The 19,294-nt window shown below is 69.9% G+C and carries 15 protein-coding genes and 1 tRNA gene; 4 read left to right on the forward strand and 12 right to left on the reverse strand.

All coding sequences use genetic code 11. From position 1 onward, the window contains the following. Positions 1-362: 362 nt before the first annotated feature. From G495_RS0112365 to G495_RS0112380, 4 genes are all read right to left on the reverse strand, one after another. Positions 363-1,427 (reverse strand): hypothetical protein, encoded by a 1,065-nt coding sequence (locus tag G495_RS0112365; RefSeq protein WP_156939700.1) that lies wholly within the window; start codon positions 1,425-1,427, stop codon positions 363-365. Then, on the reverse strand, positions 1,396-2,775 hold the full coding sequence (locus tag G495_RS0112370; RefSeq protein ID WP_028588068.1) for an MBOAT family O-acyltransferase: 1,380 nt from the start codon (positions 2,773-2,775) through the stop codon (positions 1,396-1,398). The genes G495_RS0112365 and G495_RS0112370 overlap by 32 nt, the downstream gene beginning before the upstream one ends. A 187-nt stretch (positions 2,776-2,962) precedes the next feature. Then, the gene (locus tag G495_RS0112375; protein ID WP_028588069.1) at positions 2,963-4,315 is read right to left on the reverse strand and encodes a response regulator; all 1,353 of its coding nucleotides are present in this window, start codon (positions 4,313-4,315) and stop codon (positions 2,963-2,965) included. Positions 4,316-4,386: 71 nt separating this feature from the next. Continuing rightward, entirely contained in the window at positions 4,387-5,025 is a 639-nt protein-coding gene (locus G495_RS0112380) for a LysE family translocator (RefSeq protein ID WP_211234145.1), read from the reverse strand. Positions 5,026-5,382: 357 nt separating this feature from the next. On the opposite strand from G495_RS0112380, the gene G495_RS0112385 reads away from it, so the two are divergent. After that, a complete protein-coding gene (locus G495_RS0112385) occupies positions 5,383-6,465 on the forward strand; it encodes a hypothetical protein (RefSeq protein ID WP_156939701.1) in 1,083 nt (360 codons plus the stop codon). A 507-nt stretch (positions 6,466-6,972) separates the two neighbouring features. Here G495_RS0112385 and G495_RS19020 read toward each other — a convergent pair. Next, on the reverse strand, positions 6,973-9,270 hold the full coding sequence (locus tag G495_RS19020) for a DEAD/DEAH box helicase (RefSeq protein WP_051445357.1): 2,298 nt from the start codon (positions 9,268-9,270) through the stop codon (positions 6,973-6,975). Between the two features lie 244 nt (positions 9,271-9,514). Between G495_RS19020 and tpx the strand changes: the two genes are divergently transcribed. The 3 genes from tpx to G495_RS0112405 all read left to right on the forward strand — a co-directional run bounded on the left by tpx (position 9,515) and on the right by G495_RS0112405 (position 12,231). Continuing rightward, positions 9,515-10,030 (forward strand): thiol peroxidase, encoded by a 516-nt coding sequence (tpx, locus tag G495_RS0112395; protein ID WP_028588072.1) that lies wholly within the window; start codon positions 9,515-9,517, stop codon positions 10,028-10,030. A gap of 331 nt (positions 10,031-10,361) precedes the next feature. Then, the gene (locus tag G495_RS0112400) at positions 10,362-10,619 is read left to right on the forward strand and encodes a hypothetical protein (protein ID WP_028588073.1); all 258 of its coding nucleotides are present in this window, start codon (positions 10,362-10,364) and stop codon (positions 10,617-10,619) included. A gap of 79 nt (positions 10,620-10,698) precedes the next feature. After that, the gene (locus G495_RS0112405) at positions 10,699-12,231 is read left to right on the forward strand and encodes a hypothetical protein (RefSeq protein WP_028588074.1); all 1,533 of its coding nucleotides are present in this window, start codon (positions 10,699-10,701) and stop codon (positions 12,229-12,231) included. A gap of 92 nt (positions 12,232-12,323) precedes the next feature. Here the strand turns inward: G495_RS0112405 and G495_RS20530 are convergent, their stop codons facing one another. The 7 genes from G495_RS20530 to dsrJ all read right to left on the reverse strand — a co-directional run bounded on the left by G495_RS20530 (position 12,324) and on the right by dsrJ (position 19,291). Beyond that, positions 12,324-13,064, reverse strand: coding sequence for a class I SAM-dependent methyltransferase (locus G495_RS20530; protein ID WP_028588075.1), 741 nt, complete (start codon positions 13,062-13,064; stop codon positions 12,324-12,326). A 100-nt stretch (positions 13,065-13,164) separates the two neighbouring features. Further along, positions 13,165-13,240 (reverse strand) — tRNA-Ala (locus G495_RS0112415). 117 nt (positions 13,241-13,357) lie between these two features. Beyond that, a complete protein-coding gene (locus G495_RS0112420; RefSeq protein WP_028588076.1) occupies positions 13,358-13,678 on the reverse strand; it encodes a hypothetical protein in 321 nt (106 codons plus the stop codon). A 95-nt stretch (positions 13,679-13,773) separates the two neighbouring features. Beyond that, a complete protein-coding gene (locus G495_RS0112425) occupies positions 13,774-16,614 on the reverse strand; it encodes an FAD-binding and (Fe-S)-binding domain-containing protein (protein ID WP_028588077.1) in 2,841 nt (946 codons plus the stop codon). A gap of 325 nt (positions 16,615-16,939) precedes the next feature. Further along, entirely contained in the window at positions 16,940-18,112 is a 1,173-nt protein-coding gene (gene dsrP, locus G495_RS0112430) for a sulfate reduction electron transfer complex DsrMKJOP subunit DsrP (RefSeq protein ID WP_028588078.1), read from the reverse strand. A gap of 10 nt (positions 18,113-18,122) precedes the next feature. Beyond that, entirely contained in the window at positions 18,123-18,905 is a 783-nt protein-coding gene (dsrO, locus tag G495_RS0112435) for a sulfate reduction electron transfer complex DsrMKJOP subunit DsrO (RefSeq protein WP_028588079.1), read from the reverse strand. Beyond that, on the reverse strand, positions 18,905-19,291 hold the full coding sequence (gene dsrJ, locus G495_RS0112440; protein ID WP_028588080.1) for a sulfate reduction electron transfer complex DsrMKJOP subunit DsrJ: 387 nt from the start codon (positions 19,289-19,291) through the stop codon (positions 18,905-18,907). The genes dsrO and dsrJ overlap by 1 nt, the downstream gene beginning before the upstream one ends. Positions 19,292-19,294 lie beyond the last annotated feature (3 nt).

A 19,294-nucleotide genomic window follows, 5' to 3' on the forward strand; every position in this document is an offset into this window, starting at 1 on the left:
GTTATGTACAAAAAAGCAGACACCGCAGGTGCTTCTCATGCCTGCACCGATTTGCCTGCTTTGGATTGTTATAGGGTGATGGCTGAGAAGCTGGGACTCCCTGCTGAAACACGTCCCGCATCGCTCACCCCTGTGCCATATCTGGTGAATTAGGCTCGTCCCAATATAAGTGGCGTAACGGGCCGCCTTGTCCAAAGATAAGTGGCAGGGCGGCCCGCCGCTGTTCCGCACCCGACCAGATCGAAAACCCACGCCAGCCGTGGCGTTGTCCCACGAGTTCCCGCATGGTCCCGCACTGCCTCACTTGTCCAAGACTATCTGGCTAAACACAGCCGCCTGGGCTGCCGCCGCGTTCGCTTCGCCTACGGCGCTGGCAGCGCGGCGAAGGCCTCGGCCAGGGCGGCGGAAAAGACATGCCGCCCCGCGTCGTTGAGATGCTCGGAGTTGGCCCACATGGCGTCGGGCAGTTCCAGGCGGGTGAAGTCGAGCACCGGGGCATGGATGGCGGCGCGGATGGCGGCCAGGTCGTAGTCGCCCTTGAAGGCGTGGCGCGGCTCCAGGTACACCACGGGCCGGACGCCCTGGGCCCGGGCCAGGTCGAGGCAGTGGTTGAGCAGGGCCAGGTAGGGCGCGTGGAAGCCCTTCCAGACGAAGGCCTCGTCGCTGGGCTCGAGCCCGAAGTTGCCGAACAGGATGGCGTCGCCGTTGGTGCATTTGTAGATGCGCGCCTTGCGGTGGGGGCGCAGGCCGAAGGTCTTGCAGTCGCAGACCTCCCCGGGGGCGGCGGCAACCGCGGCCTGCCCTGGCGCACCACCCCCGGGCGGGGCGGATTGCGGGGCCAGGGGGCGGTCCAGGCGTTCGAACACGGGGCGCACCCGCAGGTTGATGATCTCCGAGTAGTAGTTGAGCGCATGCAGGCTGCCCAGCCATGCGCCCGCCGTGGCCGCCAGGAGCCGGGGCGACTGTCCGGTGGCGGCCAGCGCCCTGAGGTCGGTCAGCGAGGGGCTGCTGGGCACTTCGATGGCGTCGTCGTCGAAGGAGGTGATGGTCACGCCGATGGCGATGGTGGCCGGCTTGAGGCGGGCGGCGGCCTCGACCATGGACGGATAGCTGGCGATCTGATGGCCGGACAGGCCGTAGTTGTACACCGTCCAGCCCGCCCGCTCGAAATCCGCCGTGCTGACGTGGTAGAGCGTGCGCGAGCTGCCCACGAAGATGATGTCCGCGCGTTTTCCCGCCAGGCGCAGGCGCATGTGCTTGGCCTTGGCGCTGACCTCCTCGGTGTAGGCCTCCGCAGAAACCCTGTACTGGGTGTACCAGACCAGCGTGGCGTCCACCAGCAGCAGGCCGAGCAGCACGAGCCCCAGCAGCAGCGCCCAGCGCTTCGCCTGCCGCCTAGAACTGGAAGTAGAGGAATTCCGTCGCATTGCGAATCTCCAGGGCAATGAGGCTGGCGCAGGCCAGGCCCGCCAGGGCCACGGTGGCTGGCAGGGAGGCGCTTCTGGCGCTGGCCATGGCCTCCCGGGAATTCGGCAGCCCCCAGACGATGGCCAGGCCGGACACGATGGCGGCCAGGGGCAGCAGGGTCAGCCCCTGCAGGCTCGGGGTTTCGAGGAACATCCCCGCCAGGATGTGCAGCGCGTCCTGGGCGCTCTGGGCGCGGAAAACGACCCAGGCGCAATGGACGAACAGGAACGTCAGCGCCCCCGCCGCCAGGGCCGGCAGGCGCCGCCCGGTCATGGTCCACAGCCGGTGGACGATGAGCCCCAGGCCGTGCAGCGCGCCCCAGAGCACGAAGGTCCAGCCCGCGCCGTGCCAGATGCCGCCCAGCAGGAAGGTGATGAAGAGGTTCCCGAGCAGCCCCGGGGTGCCCTTGCGGCTGCCGCCCAGGGGGATGTAGACGTAGCTGCGCAGGAACCGGCCCAGGGTGATGTGCCAGCGGCGCCAGAAGTCCTGGAGCGAAATGCTTTTGTACGGCGAGTCGAAGTTCCGGGGCAGGTGGATGTTGAACAGCAGGGCCGCCCCGGTGGCCATGTCCATGTAGCCGCTGAAATCGAAATAGAGCTGGAGCGTGTAGCTCAGGCTCGCGGTCCAGGCCTGGGCGAAGCCGATGCCCTGCGGGGCGGCGAAGCCCGCGTTGGCCCAGATGGCGAAGGTGTCGGCCAAAAGCACCTTCTTGGCCAGCCCCAGGGTGAAAAAGCCCAGTCCCTTGAGGATGTTGCCGTGGTCGATGACCAGGTTCCGCAGCTTGCGGAACTGGGGCATCATCTCGGCGTGGTGCACGATGGGCCCGGCGATGAGCTGGGGGAAGAAGGTCACGAACAGGGTGTAGTTGAGGAAATCGTATTCCCGGGTTTCGCCCCGGGCGCTGTCCACGAGATAGGCGATCTGCTGGAAGGTGAAGAAGCTGATGGCCAGGGGCAGCACGATGGGCGCTATCTGGATGTCCGCGCCCAGCAGGTCGTTGACGTTGGCGACGAGGAACCCTGTGTATTTGTAGTAGCAGAGCAGGGCGAGGTTGAAGCAGACCCCGGCGGCGAAGAGCTTCGTCTTGTGTTGCGTGGCGATGCCGATGGCCGTGCCCAGGGAGAAGTTGACGACGATGGAGAGCAGGATCAGCGGCAGGTAGCTTGCGTCCCACCAGCCGTAGAAGAAGAGTGAACACAAGACGAGCCACAGCCGGGAAAGCTTGGCCAGGTGATGCTTGTTGCACCAGAAATACCCGATGAACGCAAGCAGGAGGAACAGGAGGAAACTGTATGAGTTGAAGAGCATGGTGCAGGGCCGGATTGAGGTGGATACGACCGCGCAGGAGATACATGATCCCCCCCGGGAAGTCCAGGGGCGCAAAAAGGCCGGGCGGGCACGGCGCATGGCGTTTTGCGCGCAACGCAAGCGGGCGCAAGGCCCTGCCCCGGGGCGGGCGCTTTCGCCGCGCGGGGACGGTGGGCCCGGGGCCCCCTCAGCTTTCCAGGAACTTGAGGAACGCCGCCACGCAGTCGGGGCAGAGGTGCCCGACCTTGGCGTCGTTGATGATCTCCAGCACGCGCTCTTCGGGCATGGGGTCGCGGTAGGGGCGGTTGGAGGTCAGGGCGTGGTAGATGTCGCCCACGGCGATGATGCGCGCCCACAGCGGGATGTCCTTGCCCTTGAGGCCGTGGGGGTAGCCCGTGCCGTCGATGCGCTCGTGGTGCGAGAGCACGGCGGGGATGAGCGGGGCCATGGAGGGGATGGGCCGCAGGATTTCCGCGCCGATGGTCGGGTGGGCCTTGATGGTCTCGTATTCCTTCACCGTGAGCTTGCCGGGCTTGAGCAGGATGGCGTCGGGGATGCCGATCTTGCCCAGGTCGTGCAGGCGGGCGGCGATTTCGAGCATTTCCAGTTCGTCGGGCTCGAAGCCCATGACCCGGCCCATGCCCACGGCGATCTCGGCCACGGCCTCGGAGTGGCCGCGCGTGTACACGTCGCGCGCTTCCAGGGCCTGGATCAGGCTGGTGATGGAGCCCAGCATCAGGGTGTGCTCCTGGCGCAGGCGCTCCTTTTCCAGCAGCAGGTTGCGGAAATGGTCCGAGAGCAGCTTTTCCGCCGTGTGGACGAGCTGTTCCATGTTGAACGGTTTGATGAGGAACGCCGCCGCGCCGAGCTGGAACATGCGCCGGATCACCGCGCGGTCGTCGGTGGAGCTCATGACCAGCAGCGGAAGGTTCTTGAAGCGGTCGTTGGCGCGCAGGGCCTTGCAGAGCTGGATGCCGTCCATCACGGGCATGTCCAGGTCGCTGGCGATGAGGTCGGGCACCTCTCCGGCCAGGAGGCTGTCCAGCGCCTGGCGGCCATTGGCGGCCTGGGCGACGTGGAAGCCGCTTTTCTCCAGCGCCTCGCCCACCGTGGTGCGGATGTAGGCCGAATCGTCCACCACCAGCACCTTGCGGTTGCGGATGATGTCCTGGCGGTCCAGGAATTCGCGCACGCTGGCCAGGAATTCGTCCTGCCCGCCGGATTTGGTCAGATAGCCGTCGGCGCCCACGCGGAAGCCGCGCTCGATGTCCTCGTCCTTGTCGCGCGAGCTGAGGATGAGCACCGGGGTGCTGTGGGTGGTCTGGTCCTGCTTGAGCTGTTCGCACAGTTCGAAGCCGGTCATGTTCGGCATGTCCACATCGGAGATGACCAGGTCGAAGCGCCCGGCGCGGGCCTTGGCCAGCCCATCGGCGCCGTCCACGGCCTGGGTCACCTGCGCCCCGAGGGAGTTCAGGGTCTTGGACAGCGCCTTGCGGATCACCGCGCTGTCATCGACGATGAGGATGCTCGGTTTCGACATGTGGATTTCATAGGGCTTTTTCAACATTTACGCAATGAGGGGAGGCCGTTTCCGGCCCAGGCAGGCGGGGGTCATGCGCCGCCCTGGGTCAGCAGGCGCCATCCGTCGCGCAGCAGCAGCGCGGCGAACGCCGCCAGGGCCACGGCCAGGGCGCGCAGCACCAGCCGGTAGCCTCGGCCCGCGAGCACCGCGCGCGAGCGGCCCACCAGCACGGCCACCCCGAGCTTGGAACCCACCAGGGCCACATAGAACCCGGCCAGGAATATGAAGGGCGCCGCGCGGTCCCGGGCCCAGGCCTGCACAAGCATGGGCCCGCCCACGGCCATCCAGAACAGGTACGGATGCGGGCTGAGCACGTTGGTGAGCACGCCCCGGGCCAGGGAGCGCGAGGGGCCGTGGGGCGCGTCCAGGGCCGGGGGGCCGCTGCGCCAGGTTTCGCGGGCCATGAAAAGCAGGAAGGCGCTTCCGGCCAGGGCCACGGCCCCGAGCAGCGGCTCCACGCGCGCTGCGGCGCCCAGGGCCGCCACGCACAGGGCGATGATCGGCAGGTCCGTGAGCAGCGGCGAGGCCGCCACCCGTGCGCCCGCGCCCACGCCGCTGCGCAGCGTCTCGCGGATGACCAGGGTCAGCAGCGGCCCCGGCGACAGCCCCGCCGTGGCCCCCAGCACGGCCCCGGCCAGCAGGCCCGTCCAGTGGTGGTGCATCGGCATGGGCCCTGTTGTGCCAGGGCCCGGCCCCGGGCGCAAGGGCGCGGGGCGGGAGCGGGGGGCTGCGGCGCGAGGGGGTGGGTCTTCCGGGCCCAGAGCCCGAACCGGGGTGGCGGGCGGATTGCGGGGCCGGGGCTGCGCTGCGTGCTCCTGCGCGCCCGGAGGGGCGGCCCGGCCACCCCTCCAAGGTGCAAGCTGCCGGAGCGCCCCCGGCTGCTGCGGCGTGGTCCCTGCGGGTGCGGCTCCGGCTGCGGCGTCCGGCCCGGGGCGCTGGCCCGTGGCTCCGGCGGCTTGACCGTTGGGTGACGATGGCGTACAGGGTTGAATATTACTTTTAAACCAAGGAGTTTTGTGGTGACGATGGCCGACGATAAGGGCGTGACGCACCAGGAGCTGGCCCGGGCCGCCGGAGTGTCGGTGACCACGGTCAAGGGCTACCGGGACAAGTTCCCGGGGTGCTTCCCCGTGCTGCGCGAGGGCAAGCCGCTGCGCTTCGCCGCGCAGTCCCTGGACGCCTGTGTGGCCATCCGCCAGGGCTTCGCCGACGGGCTGTCGGTGGAGCAGTTGCGCGAGCGCCTGCGGCTGCGCTTCCCCTGGAGCTGGCGCCACCCCCTGCCCGAAAAGCCGGTCATCAGCGCGGATTTGCAACGGACCGTCCAGGATCTGGCGCGCACGGTGGTCCGCCTGACGCGGGCCCAGGCCGAGGCCACGCAGCGCCTGGAGCGCCTGGAACGGGCCTTGGGCGAGGCCCCGCCAGCGCGGGGCGGCGCGGGGGCGCAGGGCCCGGGTCCGCAGGCGGCTGCCGGGGAGTCGCGGGACCGGGAGCAGGCCCTGGACGCCCTGCGCCGCGATGTGCGGGAGGGTCTGGCCCGCCAGGGCGCGGCCCTGGAGGCCCTGCAGGGGCAGGTGCGGGCCCTGGAGCGCGGCCCCGCGTCCGCCGGAGGCGAGGGCGAGCGGGTCGTGCGCATCCGCAGCGCGTCGGGGGCCGCCGAGCGCTACGCCCTGCGGCGGCTGCCGCCCGAGGACGAGGCCCCGGGTGCTGGCGGCGCAGGGCCGGGCCGGGAGGCCGCGCCTGGGCAGGATGCGGCCTCGGCCCCCGGGGCCGCCGTGTTGGGCCTGCCGCTGACCGTGCGTTCGGGCAAGGGGGAATTCCTGGGCGTGGCCGGGCCGGGCGGGCATCTCACCGTGCGCGGATTCGCCGCCCTGGTCGCCCGCAGCCTGGGCCTTGCGTCCGAGGCCGTGGCCTGGTCCGGCGGGCCCGGGGGCTGGCGGCTGGACCTGGGCACCAGCCCGGCCCACTCCCTGGATTTCAGCGAAACCACCACCCCCCGGGGCAATCACGTGGCCCTGGTCCAGGGCATGCGCATCGACGGCCAGCCCCAGGACGCCGACGCCCTCGTGGCCCTGCTGCGCACCCTGCGCCAGCAGTATGCCGAAGACTGATCGTCAGCCATTTTCTGGCATAATTAGAGTCTGTTAAAGAATCGTCACTTGACGATGCCCAGGCGTTCCGCCCCGGACAGGCGGTGCTGGCGGGTGGCGCTGCGTCGGGCAGCCGGGCCAACGCGGAACGGGCGGACCCGCCTCGCGCGGACTTCGCGCGGGGGGCGGAGGGGGCTGGTGGGGGGGCGGTGGCCGCACCGCACGCGCTCGGCGTGCAGGTCTTTTCATGCGCGGGTGCGGGGGGCGCACCGGACCCCAGCGGGTGCCCCATCCGCCAGCGAGCGTCCTGTGCCCTGTGCGGGCGGATGCCCGGCGCAGGGGGCAGGCGTTTGGACTCCGCGCGAAGTACTCCGCGCCCTCGTGCACCTGCGCGGGGCGGGGCCCCGCCGCTCCGGCAGGCCGCGAAAAAGGCCCGCAACCAGAAGGGCAGCGGCCTTCAGGTCGCTGCGCCCCGCCGCTTCGGCGCGAGGCCGTAAAAAAGGGCGGCCCGTGGGCCGCCCTTGGGGGTCAGTGTTCGTCGTAGGACCAGTTCTGGCCGGGGGAGGGGCCGTCATCCTCGTCTTCGTCGTGGTCCCAGCCTTCGCTGTCCGGTCCGTCGTCGTCGCCTTCGGGCGCGGGGCCCGGGGCCGCGCCGTTGCCAGCGGCCTCGGCGCCCTCGGCAGGCTTTTTCTTCTTGCGGCGGCGGCGGCGGCGCTTCTTGGGCGCGGGGGCTTCGCCGTCCTCCCCGGCGGGCTGGGCCTGGGGGGCCTCGGCCTCGGGGGCCGCAGCGGCCTCGCGCGGGGCAGCCTCACGCGGGGCGGGCTCGTCGCCGCGGTCGCGCCGCCGGTCCTCGCGCGGGGCGCGGGCCTTGGGGGCCTGCTCGCGCGCCGGGGGCTTGGGCGGGGCGCCTTGCAGCTCGGCGCGGTAGGTTTCGTCGAGCAGCATGGCCACCAGATCGACGCCGCCCTCGCCCTCGGCCAGGGTCTTGGCCAGGAGCTTGAAGCGCTCGATGCGTTCGCGCTCGACGTTGTCGAGCTTCCTCAGCCGGCCTTCGAGCAGGGCGGTCATGCGCTGGGCGATGGCCTTCTGCACGTCCTCGTCGGTGGGCAGCAACCTGGCCTCCAGGGATATCTTGTACATCTTGCCGATGCGGTGCAGGGCCAATTTCTCCATGACGTCCACCAGCGAGACGACCTCGCCGGAGGCGCCCGCCCGGCCCGTGCGTCCGGCGCGGTGGATGTAGACCTCGTGGTCTTCGGGGGGTTCGTAGAGGAAGACGTGGGACAGGTCGGGGATGTCGATGCCGCGCGCGGCCACGTCCGTGGCCACCAGGAAGCGCAGCTTGCCGCGCCGGATGCGGTCGAGCACCTGTTCACGCTTGACCTGGGTCAGGTCGCCGGAGAGCTCGTCGGCGTCGTAGCCGAAGCGCTGGAGCACCGCCGTGACGTAGTGCACGTTCTGCTTGGTGTTGCAGAAGATGAACGCCGAGGCGGGGTTCTCCATCTCGATGATCCGCACCAGGGCCCGGTCCTTCTCCATGGGCTTGCACTCGTAGTACAGGTGCGGCGTTTCGGCCACATGGACCCGCTTGTGCGACAGGGACAAGAGCTGCGGGCGCTCCATGAACTCCCCGGCCAGGCGCATGACGTGCGGCGGATAGGTCGCCGAGGTCATGAGCATGGTGACCTTGCGGCCGGGCAGGTAGCGCTGCACCTCGCGCATGTCGGGGTAGAAACCGATGGAAAGCATGCGGTCGGCCTCGTCGAAGACGAGCACCTCGATCCCCTGCAGGGACAGGGAGCCGCGCATCAGGTGGTCGAGCACGCGCCCTGGCGTGCCCACCACGAGGTGGGCGCCCTGGCGCAGAGCGTCGAGCTGCGGGCCGTAGCCCGCGCCGCCGTAGACGGCGGCCACGCGCATCCCCGTGCCTGCGGCCAGCGTTTCGGCCTCGCGGGCGACCTGCTGGGCCAGCTCCCGCGTGGGCACGAGCACCAGCGCCTGGCACTGGTCCAGCGCGGTGTTGACCCGGTCCATGATGGGCAGGACGAAGACGCCCGTCTTGCCGCTGCCGGTGCGCGACTGGATCATCAGGTCGCGCCCGGCCAGCAGGTAGGGCATGGCCAGGGCCTGCACGGGCATGAGCTTGTCCCATCCGGCGCGGGCGCAGGCGTCCTGCAGGGCCTGGGGCAGGCTGTCCAGGGTGGCCTCGGGCAGCACGTCCTCGGGGGCGATGACCTCGTCGGGGGCCGTGGCGGCGAAATCCTGGGAGGGCGTGGCCTGGGGGGCCGGGGCCGGGCGCGGAGCGGGGGCCTTGGGCGCCGGGCGCGGGGCGGGCTCGGGCCGGGAGGGGCTTTCGGCCCGGGGCCGGGCCTCGCGGCGGGCGGGGGCCTGGGGCCGGGGCGCGGGCTGGGGCGCCGGCTCCTGCGTTTCGGCGGCCTCGTCGCAGCCTGGGTCGGCGGAGCGGCCCGAGCGGCCACGCGCCGGGCGCTTGCGCCGGGGTGCGGCCTTGGGGGGCGCGTCCTGCTCGTCCTGCGTGTCGTCGTCCTGGGGCTGGTCGTCGTCCAGGGGCTCGTCGCCCTCGTCGGGGTCGGCCAGCATGGCCTTCCACGAGGCGGGCCCGTTCACGGGGCCTGGCTTGGGCGCCTGGGGAGCCGTGCGGCCCGGGGCGGCCAGGGCCGGGGCCTCCAGTTCCCCTGCCGTTTCCGGCTGGCTGGAACGAGGCTCCTGGTCCTTGTCGGCGGTCCCGCGCCGCGTTTTCTTGCGCGGCGATTTGTTCGAGCCCGGCGCCCGGGGGCTCAGTCCGAAAATGCTTCCATCATCCGTCATAGGCAATGCACCTCTGCATGTGGTCTTGGTTTCCCTCCCCCCTTCCTGCCACGGTTTCCCCTGTTTGACCAGCGTCCGTATGGGCCCGGCCCCGCTTTGCGCGGCGGCGCCCCGGGGGCCGGTGCCGAAAGTTCCCCGTATTGCGTCCTCCCGGGGTGACGCGGGCGCCAGGATGCGTTATATTCTCCTGGTGGCCCCGGCCCGCCGGGCCGGGCCGCGAAAACGCAAGCAAGGAGACACTCCAATGGCAGAAAGAACCGGCGTCATCACCATGCGCGGCAACGCGCTGACCCTCACGGGCAACCCCGTGCAGGTGGGCCAGGCGGCCCCCGACTTCACGGCCCTGGACACGGGCCTGGCCCCCCGCAGCCTGTCCGAGTTCAAGGGTAAGGTGGTCATCGTGTCCGTGGTGCCCTCCCTGGACACGCCCACCTGTGACCTGCAAACCCGGCGCTTCAACGCCGAGGCCGCCGGGCTGTCGCAGGACGTGGCCATCCTCACCGTGAGCATGGACCTGCCCTTCGCCCAGAAGCGCTGGTGCGGCGCGGCGGGCGTGGACCAGCTGACCACCCTGTCCGACCACCGCGAGGCCGCCCTGGGCCTGAACTACGGGCTGCTCATCAAGGAGCTGCGCCTGCTGGCCCGCGCGGTGCTGGTCATCGACCGCAAGGGGGTGGTGGTCCACCAGCAGATCGTGCCCGAGGTGGCCGACGAGCCCGACTACGCCGCGGCCCTGGCGGCGGCCAAGGCCGCCCTGTAGGGCTGCGCCCCCGGGCGATGGTGCGGCGGCCCCCGCCGGGGGCCGCCGCTTTTTTGCGCGCCGCGTCCGGGGGCGCGGGGGCCGCAGGCCGGGCCCGCGCCTGCGGCCCGTTCCTGCGCGCAGGAGCGCCCGTTTGAAACAAGCGGTGGGGTGGGCGTGCTGCGGCCCGCCCCCGCGCGCAGGAGCGTCCCGGATGTGCCCCGCGTCCGGCGCTGGTCAGCGGAGATCCGGGTGTGCGCGCCGTGCCCGCGCCTGCGTGCCCTGTTTCGTGCTGCGTCCTGGTTGACAAAACGTATACGTTTTGTAACCGCTGGCCCAAGGAGGAGCCGCCATGCCCCGCAAAGTCCGTTCCGTCCGGGTGCCCGAGGCCCTGGCCACCCTGGACCTGTCCGCCGTGGTTCACGAATGCGAGCGCTACCTGCGCGATCTGGAATCGGCCACGCTCTTGCGCCTGGACGGCAACAAGGAGGCCGCCGACGCGCTCATCAAGTCGCGCCAGGCCGACCTGGGCCGCAAGATCGGCATGAAGGTCTGGGAAGCGCGCGTGGCCTTCGGCAAGAAGGAAAGGGCCCAGGAGGGCGGGGAATGAGGCCTGGCTCCGGAGTGGCCCGCCGCAGGCCCGGGGTCCGGGGCGCCGCCGCCCCCAGGCCCGGAATCCGGGAGGTGCCATGCTGCCCGTGCTGATCCGCGAAGGCACGTCGGGCATTGTCGAGGTCAAGGGCTTCGGGGCGCCGCAGACGTGGCACCCGGACAACGACCTGGACAAGGCCCTGGACCTGCTCTTCACCCTCTACGAGGCCCGCACGCCGGACGGGGTCCGCTTCCAGGACAACTACCACCACGAGGGGTTCAACTGGCTGTCCACCCAGGTGGGCAATCTCTACTGGCGCTGGCTGTTCCGGATCGTGCAGTACGGGGCGCTGCTGGAGGACCTTGCCGGGCGCGGGCGCGTCCCGTATTTCCTGAACCGGCTGAATTTCGCCCGCGTCTGGGAGGTGTTGCATCCGCGCCGCCCCGGCCCCTGGGCGGGGCTGGAGGCCTGGCGCCTCTACCGGCGGGCGCTGCCCGCCCACAACCGCCAGGTGGCCGCGCGCCCCGGGGGCGATCTGCTTTTCTACCGCTACGGCCCCCGGGATTTCCGCACCAGGGAGATGCTCGACGTTTTCGAGGCCGAGGGCGCGCCTTTCCACTTTGTCTATTCCCCCTCGCGGCCCCTTTTCGCCAGGCGCCATGCCCAGGGGCGGCCTGTCTATTTCCTGCACCGCCGCTGGGCGGCGCCGCGCATCTTTTGCAACAGCTACGACCTCTCCGGGTTCCCGGGCGGGCTGCGCCCCGCCGTGGCGGCCATCATCCGGCGGGCCGAGGAGCACATGTCCTTCGCGGTATGGGAGTACCACCAGCACCTGGAGGCCCTGCGCCCCCGCCCGCCCCGGCTGCTGTTCGGCCTGGAGGACCACCAGGAGATCTACCCGCTGCTGTACGCCTGCCGGACCCTGGGCGTGCCCACGGTGGGCTACCAGTTCAGCATGTACGCCCGGCGGCAGGCGGCCTACACCCTGGAGCGCTGGGCCCCCGGGAGCTACGACGGCTTCGACAACGTCATCACCTGGGGCCCCTACTGGGAGCAGGTGCTGCGCCGCTGGAGCCAGGTCTACCCCGAGGGCTACCACCTGCCCGGGGCCAACAAGCTGTCCTACGGCTACCGCCGCCTGGAGTCGGAACGCTTCTCGACCCGCAACATCCTGATTCCCTATGAATTCTGGGGCAACACCCGGCGCATCGGCCAGTGCATGCAAAAGCTCATGGACCGGGGCTGGACGGTGTACTTCAAGTTCAAGCCCGACGAGGAGCCCGACAGGCAGCTGGACTGCTACGAGCTGCCCGGGGCCTACCGGGAGCGGGTGGTGGAGGTGCGCGACATCACCGACGAGCTGATGGCCGAGATCAACGTGGTGGCAGGCGGCATGACCACCCTGCTCTACGACCTGCTGCCCTACGGCAAGCACACCTGGGTCTTCGAGACGGAGTTCCGGCTGCTGGACGACATGGTGCAGGACGGGCTGGCCGAGAAGATCCGCTGCGAGGACCTGGACACCCTGCCCGACCCCGGCCCGGCGGACCGCCAGGTGGACCGGGCCTGGCTCTTCAACCCCGCGCCCCTGCCCGAGGTGCTGCGCACCCACGTCCTGGCGCGCCTGTAGCCCCGGGCCTATCCGGCTCTGTGCGCGCTGCGAGGGCCCGGGCCTGTCCGGCTCTTTTTGGCCTGCTCCCGAAGCGCCTGCTCCGCCCGGCCTCAGCCCGGCTTGACCGCCCGCAGCACCACGTCCTTGCCCGCCAGCAGGTCCGGCGAGGTGAGGCGCGCCAGGATCAGCCGGTTGTAGTCGCGGTGGGCCGGGGCCTCCTTGCTGTGCTCCTTCTGGCGCTTGTCATGGTGCAGCAGGTAGTAGCGGCCCAGCAGCGCCAGCAGGGGGCGGAACACGAGCAGCAGCCGGTCCAGCGGCTTCTTGTGGCTGGACACGACGTGGGTCACGTCGAACCCGGCCTTGCGCAGGAAATAGTCCATCTCGGGGTAGCCGATGAGGTTGATGTGCGCCTCGCCCTGGACCACGTCGAGGTTGATGGGCGACTCCATGCCCTCGTAGAAGCCCGTGAGCAGGTGGTAGAGGCGCGAGCGCAGCAGCAGCCGGTTGGGGAAGGTCAGCACCAGCACCCCGCCGGGGCGCAGCAGGCGGAAGAACTCGCGCAGGGTGTGCGGCACGGACTCGACGTGCTCGATGACCTCGCGGCAGACCACGGCGTCGAAGGCCGCGTCCTCAAGGGGCAGCGCCTTGTTCAGGTCGGCCTCGATTTCCTCGATGGCGTGGGCCACGGCGCCCCGGCGCCAGTTGGACACCAGCACCGCGTGCCCTGCCTGGAGCAGCCCCCAGGCCAGCTCGCCCCGGCCCGCGCTGGCTTCGAACACCCGCGCGGGCGGCCCGGGCAGCAAGGCCCTGATGGCGGCGTCCTTGGCCGCGTCACGCCGGGAAATGGGCATCGTCGCCTCCTGCCTTGGTCTGCATGTCCTGGAACGGCCTTGCCCGGGGGCGCGGCAAAGGAAAAGGGGTCCAGGAACACCTGAACCCCTTGAACTATCGTGGTGGAGCTGGACAGAATTGAACTGACGGCCTCTTGAATGCCATTCAAGCGCTCTCCCAACTGAGCTACAGCCCCACGTGGGCCGGAACGTGTCCGGGAGGTCGAAAGTATCGATTCCGGCCGATTTGTCAAGACCGGGGGCGCGGGGGGGAGCAAAAATTCCCGCCCGGGGCCCGGGGCGCGCCCGCCGGGCTACTGGAGGATCGTGCCGCAGAACTCCTTGCTGAACGAGCCCATGGACATGGCCTGCTTCTTGTTCGCCCCGTCCTCGCAGCCGCGCTTGCAGATGCCCACGCTGAGCGCCGCCGAGAAGCCCGTCAGCCCCTCCTCACCCATGAGCCGGGGCCCCAGGGCCTCGACCACGTACTGGCAGCCTTGCAGGTCCATCTGTTTCCCGCCATCATAGCAGGTCTGGTAGATCTGGTACACGTCCTTGCAGGTGGCCTGCTTGTCGGCGGCGGCCCCGGGCAGGGCCCAGGCCAGCAGCAGCGCCGCGATCACGACAATGCGCATGGTGCAATCCCTCGCTTGGCTATGGGTGAGGCGGGGCGGCCTCGCCCCGTCGCCCCTGATGGCACAGCCACTCTAGCAGGCCACCCCCCGGGCCGTCACAGGGAATCTGGGCCCCCGCCGCCCTTGGGCCAGCTGGCCTCGTCCAGCAGGACCAGCAGGTTCTTGTACGGCAGGCCCGCGTGCAGCGACAGGCCGACCTCGCAGGTGCGCGAGGTGGAATAGCCCACGGTGCAGCCGCGCACCTGCTCGCGCAGCCCGGCCAGGGCCGCGGCGTTCAGCTCGGGGTGGCTGAAGCCCCGGTCGCCCGCAAAGCCGCAGCAGAATACGTCCTCGGGCACGACCACCTCGCGGGCGCACTTGCGCGCCAGGGCCTCCATGGGCCCGGCCAGACCCAGCTTGCGCGAGCTGCACGTCACGTGCAGGGCCACACGCCGGTTCACGGGCGTGAACTCCAGGCGCTCGGCCAGGTACTTGGCGGCGAATTCCACGGGTTCGAGCAGCTCCAGGCCCTGGATGTGCTCGCGCATGCGCGCCAGGCAGGGGCTGGTGTCGCACAGCACGGGCAGGGCGCCGTTGCCGCTGGCCGCGCGCAGGGCGCATTCCAGCTCGCGCAGCTTGGCCTCGGCCTGGGCCGGGAAGCCCTTGGTCTCCCACGGCTGGCCGCAGCACAGCCGGGCCATGCCCTGGGGCTGGACCACCGTGCAGCGCGCCTTGGCCAGCACGGACAGGGTCCGGTCGTGCAGGGCGCTCTTGTCCGGGTCGTGCTTTTCGGGGCCCATGTGCCGCGCCACGCAGCTGGGGAAGTAGACCACCTTCAGGTCGCCGCTCTGCGGGGCCTGGGCCCGGGGCCGCGCGGCCGCGCGGGGCATGGAGACGTTCCAGCGCGGGGCGCGCTGGCCGGAATACTTGTGCAGCGCGCCGGAAACGGCGTCCATGGCCCGGTCGCCCAGGATGTCGTGGGCCGCGCCCGCAACGCGCAGGGCCACGCCCAGGGCGGCGGCGGTCAGGGGCATCTGGGCCGCCGTGGCCGAGGCCATGACCAGGGCCGCCTTGCCGTGGCCCATGGAGCGGTAGTGCTTGATGAACTTGCCGGTGTCGATGGCCACGGGGCAGCGCTGGGCGCACAGGCCGTCCGCCGCGCAGGTGGCCTCGCCGTCGTAGTCGTAGCGCTTCTCGAAGGCCGCCAGCTCTTCGGCGCCGGGCTGGCCCGTCTGCCTGCGCCGGGCGATCTCGCGGTAGGCCACGATGCGCTGGCGCGGGGTCAGGGTCAGGGTGCGCGAGGGGCAGACGGGCTCGCAGAAGCCGCATTCGATGCAGCGGTCGATGCCCTCGTCGGCGGCGGGCAGGGGCTTCAAGTCCTTGAGGTGCGCCCGGGGGTCGTCGTTCAGGATGACCCCGGGGTTGAGCAGCCCGCGCGGGTCGAACAGGGCCTTGATCTCGCGCATCAGGGCGAACGCCGCCGCGCCCCACTCCAGCTCCACGAAATGGGCCATGTTGCGCCCGGTGCCGTGTTCGGCCTTGAGGGAGCCCTTGTACTTGTCGGCCACCATGTGCGTCACGTCGTCCATGAACGCCTCGTAGCGGTCGATCTCGGCCTGGACGTTGAAGTCCTGGGTGAACACGAAGTGCAGGTTGCCCTCCAGGGCGTGGCCGAAGATGATGGCCTTGTCGTAGCCGTGGCGGACGAACAGGGCCTGCAGCTCCAGGGTGGCGTCGGCCAGGGATTCGATGGGGAAGGCCACGTCCTCGATGATGACTGTGGTGCCTGCCTCGCGCACGGCGCCCACCGCCGGAAACAGGCCCTTGCGTACGTTCCACAGCGTGGTGAACTCGGCGGGCACGGCGGTGAACGCGTGCTCCGTCAGGCTGGGGATGTGCGCCACGAGCTTGCGCGCCGTGGCGATGCGCTTGTCCAGCTCCTTGTGCGTCGCGCCGCGCACCTCCACCAGCAGAGCCGCCGCGCCCTCGCCCAGCTCGGCCAGGCCCTCGGGCATGCCCGGCTTGGCCTGTACCGAGGCGATGGCCGCGCGGTCCATGATCTCGGCGGCGGACACCGCCCCGCGCAGGGCCGTCGCCGCCTCGCAGGCCGCGCGGATGTCCGGGAAGCGCATCAGGGCCGAGGCCTTGTGCGGGTGCTCCACCACCGTGCGGTAGACCACGCGCGAGATGAAGGCCAGGGTGCCCTCGGAGCCCACCAGCAGGTGCTGGAGGATGTCGAAGGGGTCCTCGAAGTCCACCAGGGCGTTCAGGCTGTAGCCCGTGGTGTTCTTGATCTTGAATTTGCGGCGGATGAGCGCGGCCAGGCCCTCGTCGGCCAGCACGCGGGCGCGCAGGGCGGCCAGGCCGTCCAGGATGTGCGCGTGGCTGGCGGCGAAGGCCGCGCGGCTTTGCGGGGAGCCGGTGTCCAGGGCCGTGCCGTCGGCCAGCACCAGGCGCATGGAGTCCAGGGTCTTGTAGGAGTTCTCGGCCACGCCGCAGCACATGCCCGAGGCGTTGTTGGCCACGATGCCGCCGATCTTGCAGGTGTCGATGCTGGCGGGGTCGGGGCCGATCTTGCGGCCATGGGGCGCCAGGATGCGGTTGGCGTGGCTGCCGATGATGCCCGGCTCCAGGGCGATGCGCGCGGCGTTGTCGAGGATTTCCCAGTGCCGCCAGCCGTCGCCCAGGCGCACGAGGATGGAGTCGCTCACCGCCTGGCCCGACAGGCTGGTGCCCGCCGCGCGGAAGGTCACGGGCACGTTGTGGCGCGCGGCGATTTCCAGGATGCGCACCACCTCGGCCTCGCCCTCGGTGTCCACCACGATCTTGGGGATCAGGCGGTAGAAGCTGGCGTCGGTGCCGTAGGCCAGGGTGCGCAGGGGGTCGGTGTAGACCCTGGTTTTGGGCATGAAGGCCAGCAGTTCCTTGAGAATGCTGTCGTACGGGGCGGGCGGCATGGGGCACCTCCTGGGCGTTGCGCCTGTCCGCCCCGGGCCGGGGCCGGACATACCCAGGCTAGCACGGAATCAGAGCGCTGGACAAGGGATTGCCGGGCGCGCGGGGCGGACAGGGAAAAAGCGCACCCTCTTGGCGGTTTTGCCCCGGCTGGCGGCGCACGGGGCGGGGCGCGGCGGGGCAAGGGGCCATGGCATGTGGCCTGTTCCGCTGCCCTCGGCTGGCGGGCGCGCGGGGCGGGCCGGGCGGGGCCTGCACCCGGGGCGACGTAAAAAGGCCCGCCCCCGCGAGGGGACGGGCCTTCCAATCGAGGCGGGAGCCCTGAGGCTATGCTGCGGCTTTCTTGACGGTGACAGCGATCTTCCACAGCACGGTGACGACCAGGGCGCCGATGGCGTAGATGCCCAGGGAGATGAACAGCTCGGTGGAGGACGGCATGTATTCCGTCACGCCCTCGAACATGTTGGGGATGAAACCGGCCACCACCAGGCCCATGCCCTTGTCGATCCAGGTCGCGGCGACGAGGATGATCAGGGCGAAGATCAGCACGGGCTTGCAGTTGCGGGTGGCGGAGGGGATGAGCAGGGCCAGGGACAGCAGGGCCATGAACGCGGCGGCCCAGAAGTAGGGCACCATGACGCCCAGGTGCTGCCCGGTGGTCGGGTCTTCCAGCCCGGCGAACAGGTAGACGATGGAGTGCATGTGGCCGGGGATCTGGGAGTAGAAGGCCGTGAACAGCTCAAGGCCGAAGAAGAAGACGTTGAAGATCATGGCGTAGGTGATGATCCGCGCCAGCATCTTCACCGCGTAGTCGCCGATCTCGAACTTGGCGACCTTCTCGACGATGAACAGCAACAGCAGCATGATGGCCGGACCGGCGCAGAAGGCGCTGGCCAGGAAGCGGGCGGCCATGATGGCGGTCAGCCAGAAGTGGCGGGCCGGGATGCCCGCGTACAGGAAGGCTGTGACCGTGTGGATGGAGAAGGCGAAGGGCACCGAGACGATGGCCAGGATCTTGACCCACTGGGCGTAGGGCACGCCCTTCTTCTGGGCTTCCAGGGAGGCCCAGCCCACGATGATGTTCAGGAACATGTAGCCGTTGAGCACGATCATGTCCCAGAAGAGCACGGAGTTGGGGGTCGGGTGCAGCACGACGTTCATCAGGCGCTGGGGCTGGCCGAGGTCCACGACCACGAACAGCAGGCACATGATGATGGCGCCGATGGCCATGAACTCGCCGAAGACCACCAGGTTCCCGAACTTCTTGTAGTCGTGCAGGTAGTAAGGCAGCACGAGCATGACGCCCGAGGCGGCCACGCCGACCAGGTAGGTCAGCTGGGCCACGTAGAAGCCCCAGGACACGTCGCGGCTCATGTTGGTGAGCTGCAGGCCGTGCTGGAACTGCAGGGCGTAGTTGTAGGCCCCGACCCCGATGCACACGAGGAGCAGGCTTATCCACCACCAGTAGTATTTATTTCCGTTGAGTGCTTTTTCGAGCATGGCACACCCCCTAGATGATGTAGAAGACGCTCGGGCTGGTGCCCAGGTCCGGTTTGCGGCGCAGAGTGAAGTTCTCCGCCAGGATGTGCCGGATCTCGGAGTCGGGATCGCCCAGGTCGCCGAAGACGATCTTGCCCTCGGAGGCCTCGACGCAGGCCGGCATCTTCCCCTCGGCAAGGCGCTCGGTGCAGAAGGTGCACTTTTCCACCACGCCCTTCATGCGCGTGGGGTAGGCGAGGTTCTCCTCGGCGATGAACGGGCGCGGGTCCTGGAAGTTGAAGCTCCGGGAGCCGTAGGGGCAGCCCGCCATGCAGAAGCGGCAGCCGATGCAGCGGTGCATGTCCATCATCACGATGCCGTCCTCGCGCTTGAAGGTGGCCTGGGTCGGGCACACGCGCACGCAGGGCGGATTGTCGCAGTGGTTGCACAGCAGCGGGTACGCGGCGTGGTGGGCCCGCTCGGCCAGGAACTCCTGGTGGTTGTGGGGGAAGGTGGCGTGGAAGCCGCCGGTCCACAGCCATTTCACGTCCTGCGTGCCCGGGATGGTCGGGACGTTGTGTTCCTTGTGGCAGGCCTCGATGAGGGGCGCGTAGTCGGCCTCGCCATGGAAGGCGCGGGTATCGATGACCATGCCCCAGCGCTTGGCCGCGAGGTGGTCATGGCCGGTATCCATGTGCTCGGTGTGCGGCAGGTAGGCGCCCTTGGAGTAGGCCAGGGCGGGGCCCGCCCCGGCGGCCATGCCCAGGGCCGTCACACCAGCCACTTTCAGGAAGTCGCGTCTGGTGGTTTTCATTACTTCTCCTCCTTGGGCGCGATATGGCAATCCCAGCAGTAGGGGTCCACGGCTGCCGCGGTGTGGCATTTGTCGCAGAACTCCTTCTTGCTGTCGTGGCAGTCCATGCAGGTCTTCTGCAGGCTCATCTCCACGTGGCCGCCGGACGCCGTGGTGTACACGAGGTTGCCCTCGCGGACCACGGAATCCCGCCAGGTGTCGAGCAGCTGCATGTGCTCCGCGCGCATCCAGTCCGTGGGCCGGATGCACTCGGTGGCCTTGGACTTGGGAGGCAGCTTCAGCTCGGGGGTCTTGTAGCCTGCGCTTCCCGCGTTGTACCAGAACGGGAATCCTACGATCCCGAGGAACACGATCAGGCCGGCGATGATTTTTCCACCGTCATACATTGG

The organism is Desulfocurvus vexinensis DSM 17965 (assembly GCF_000519125.1).
Taxonomy (GTDB): Bacteria; Desulfobacterota; Desulfovibrionia; order Desulfovibrionales; family Desulfovibrionaceae; genus Desulfocurvus; species Desulfocurvus vexinensis.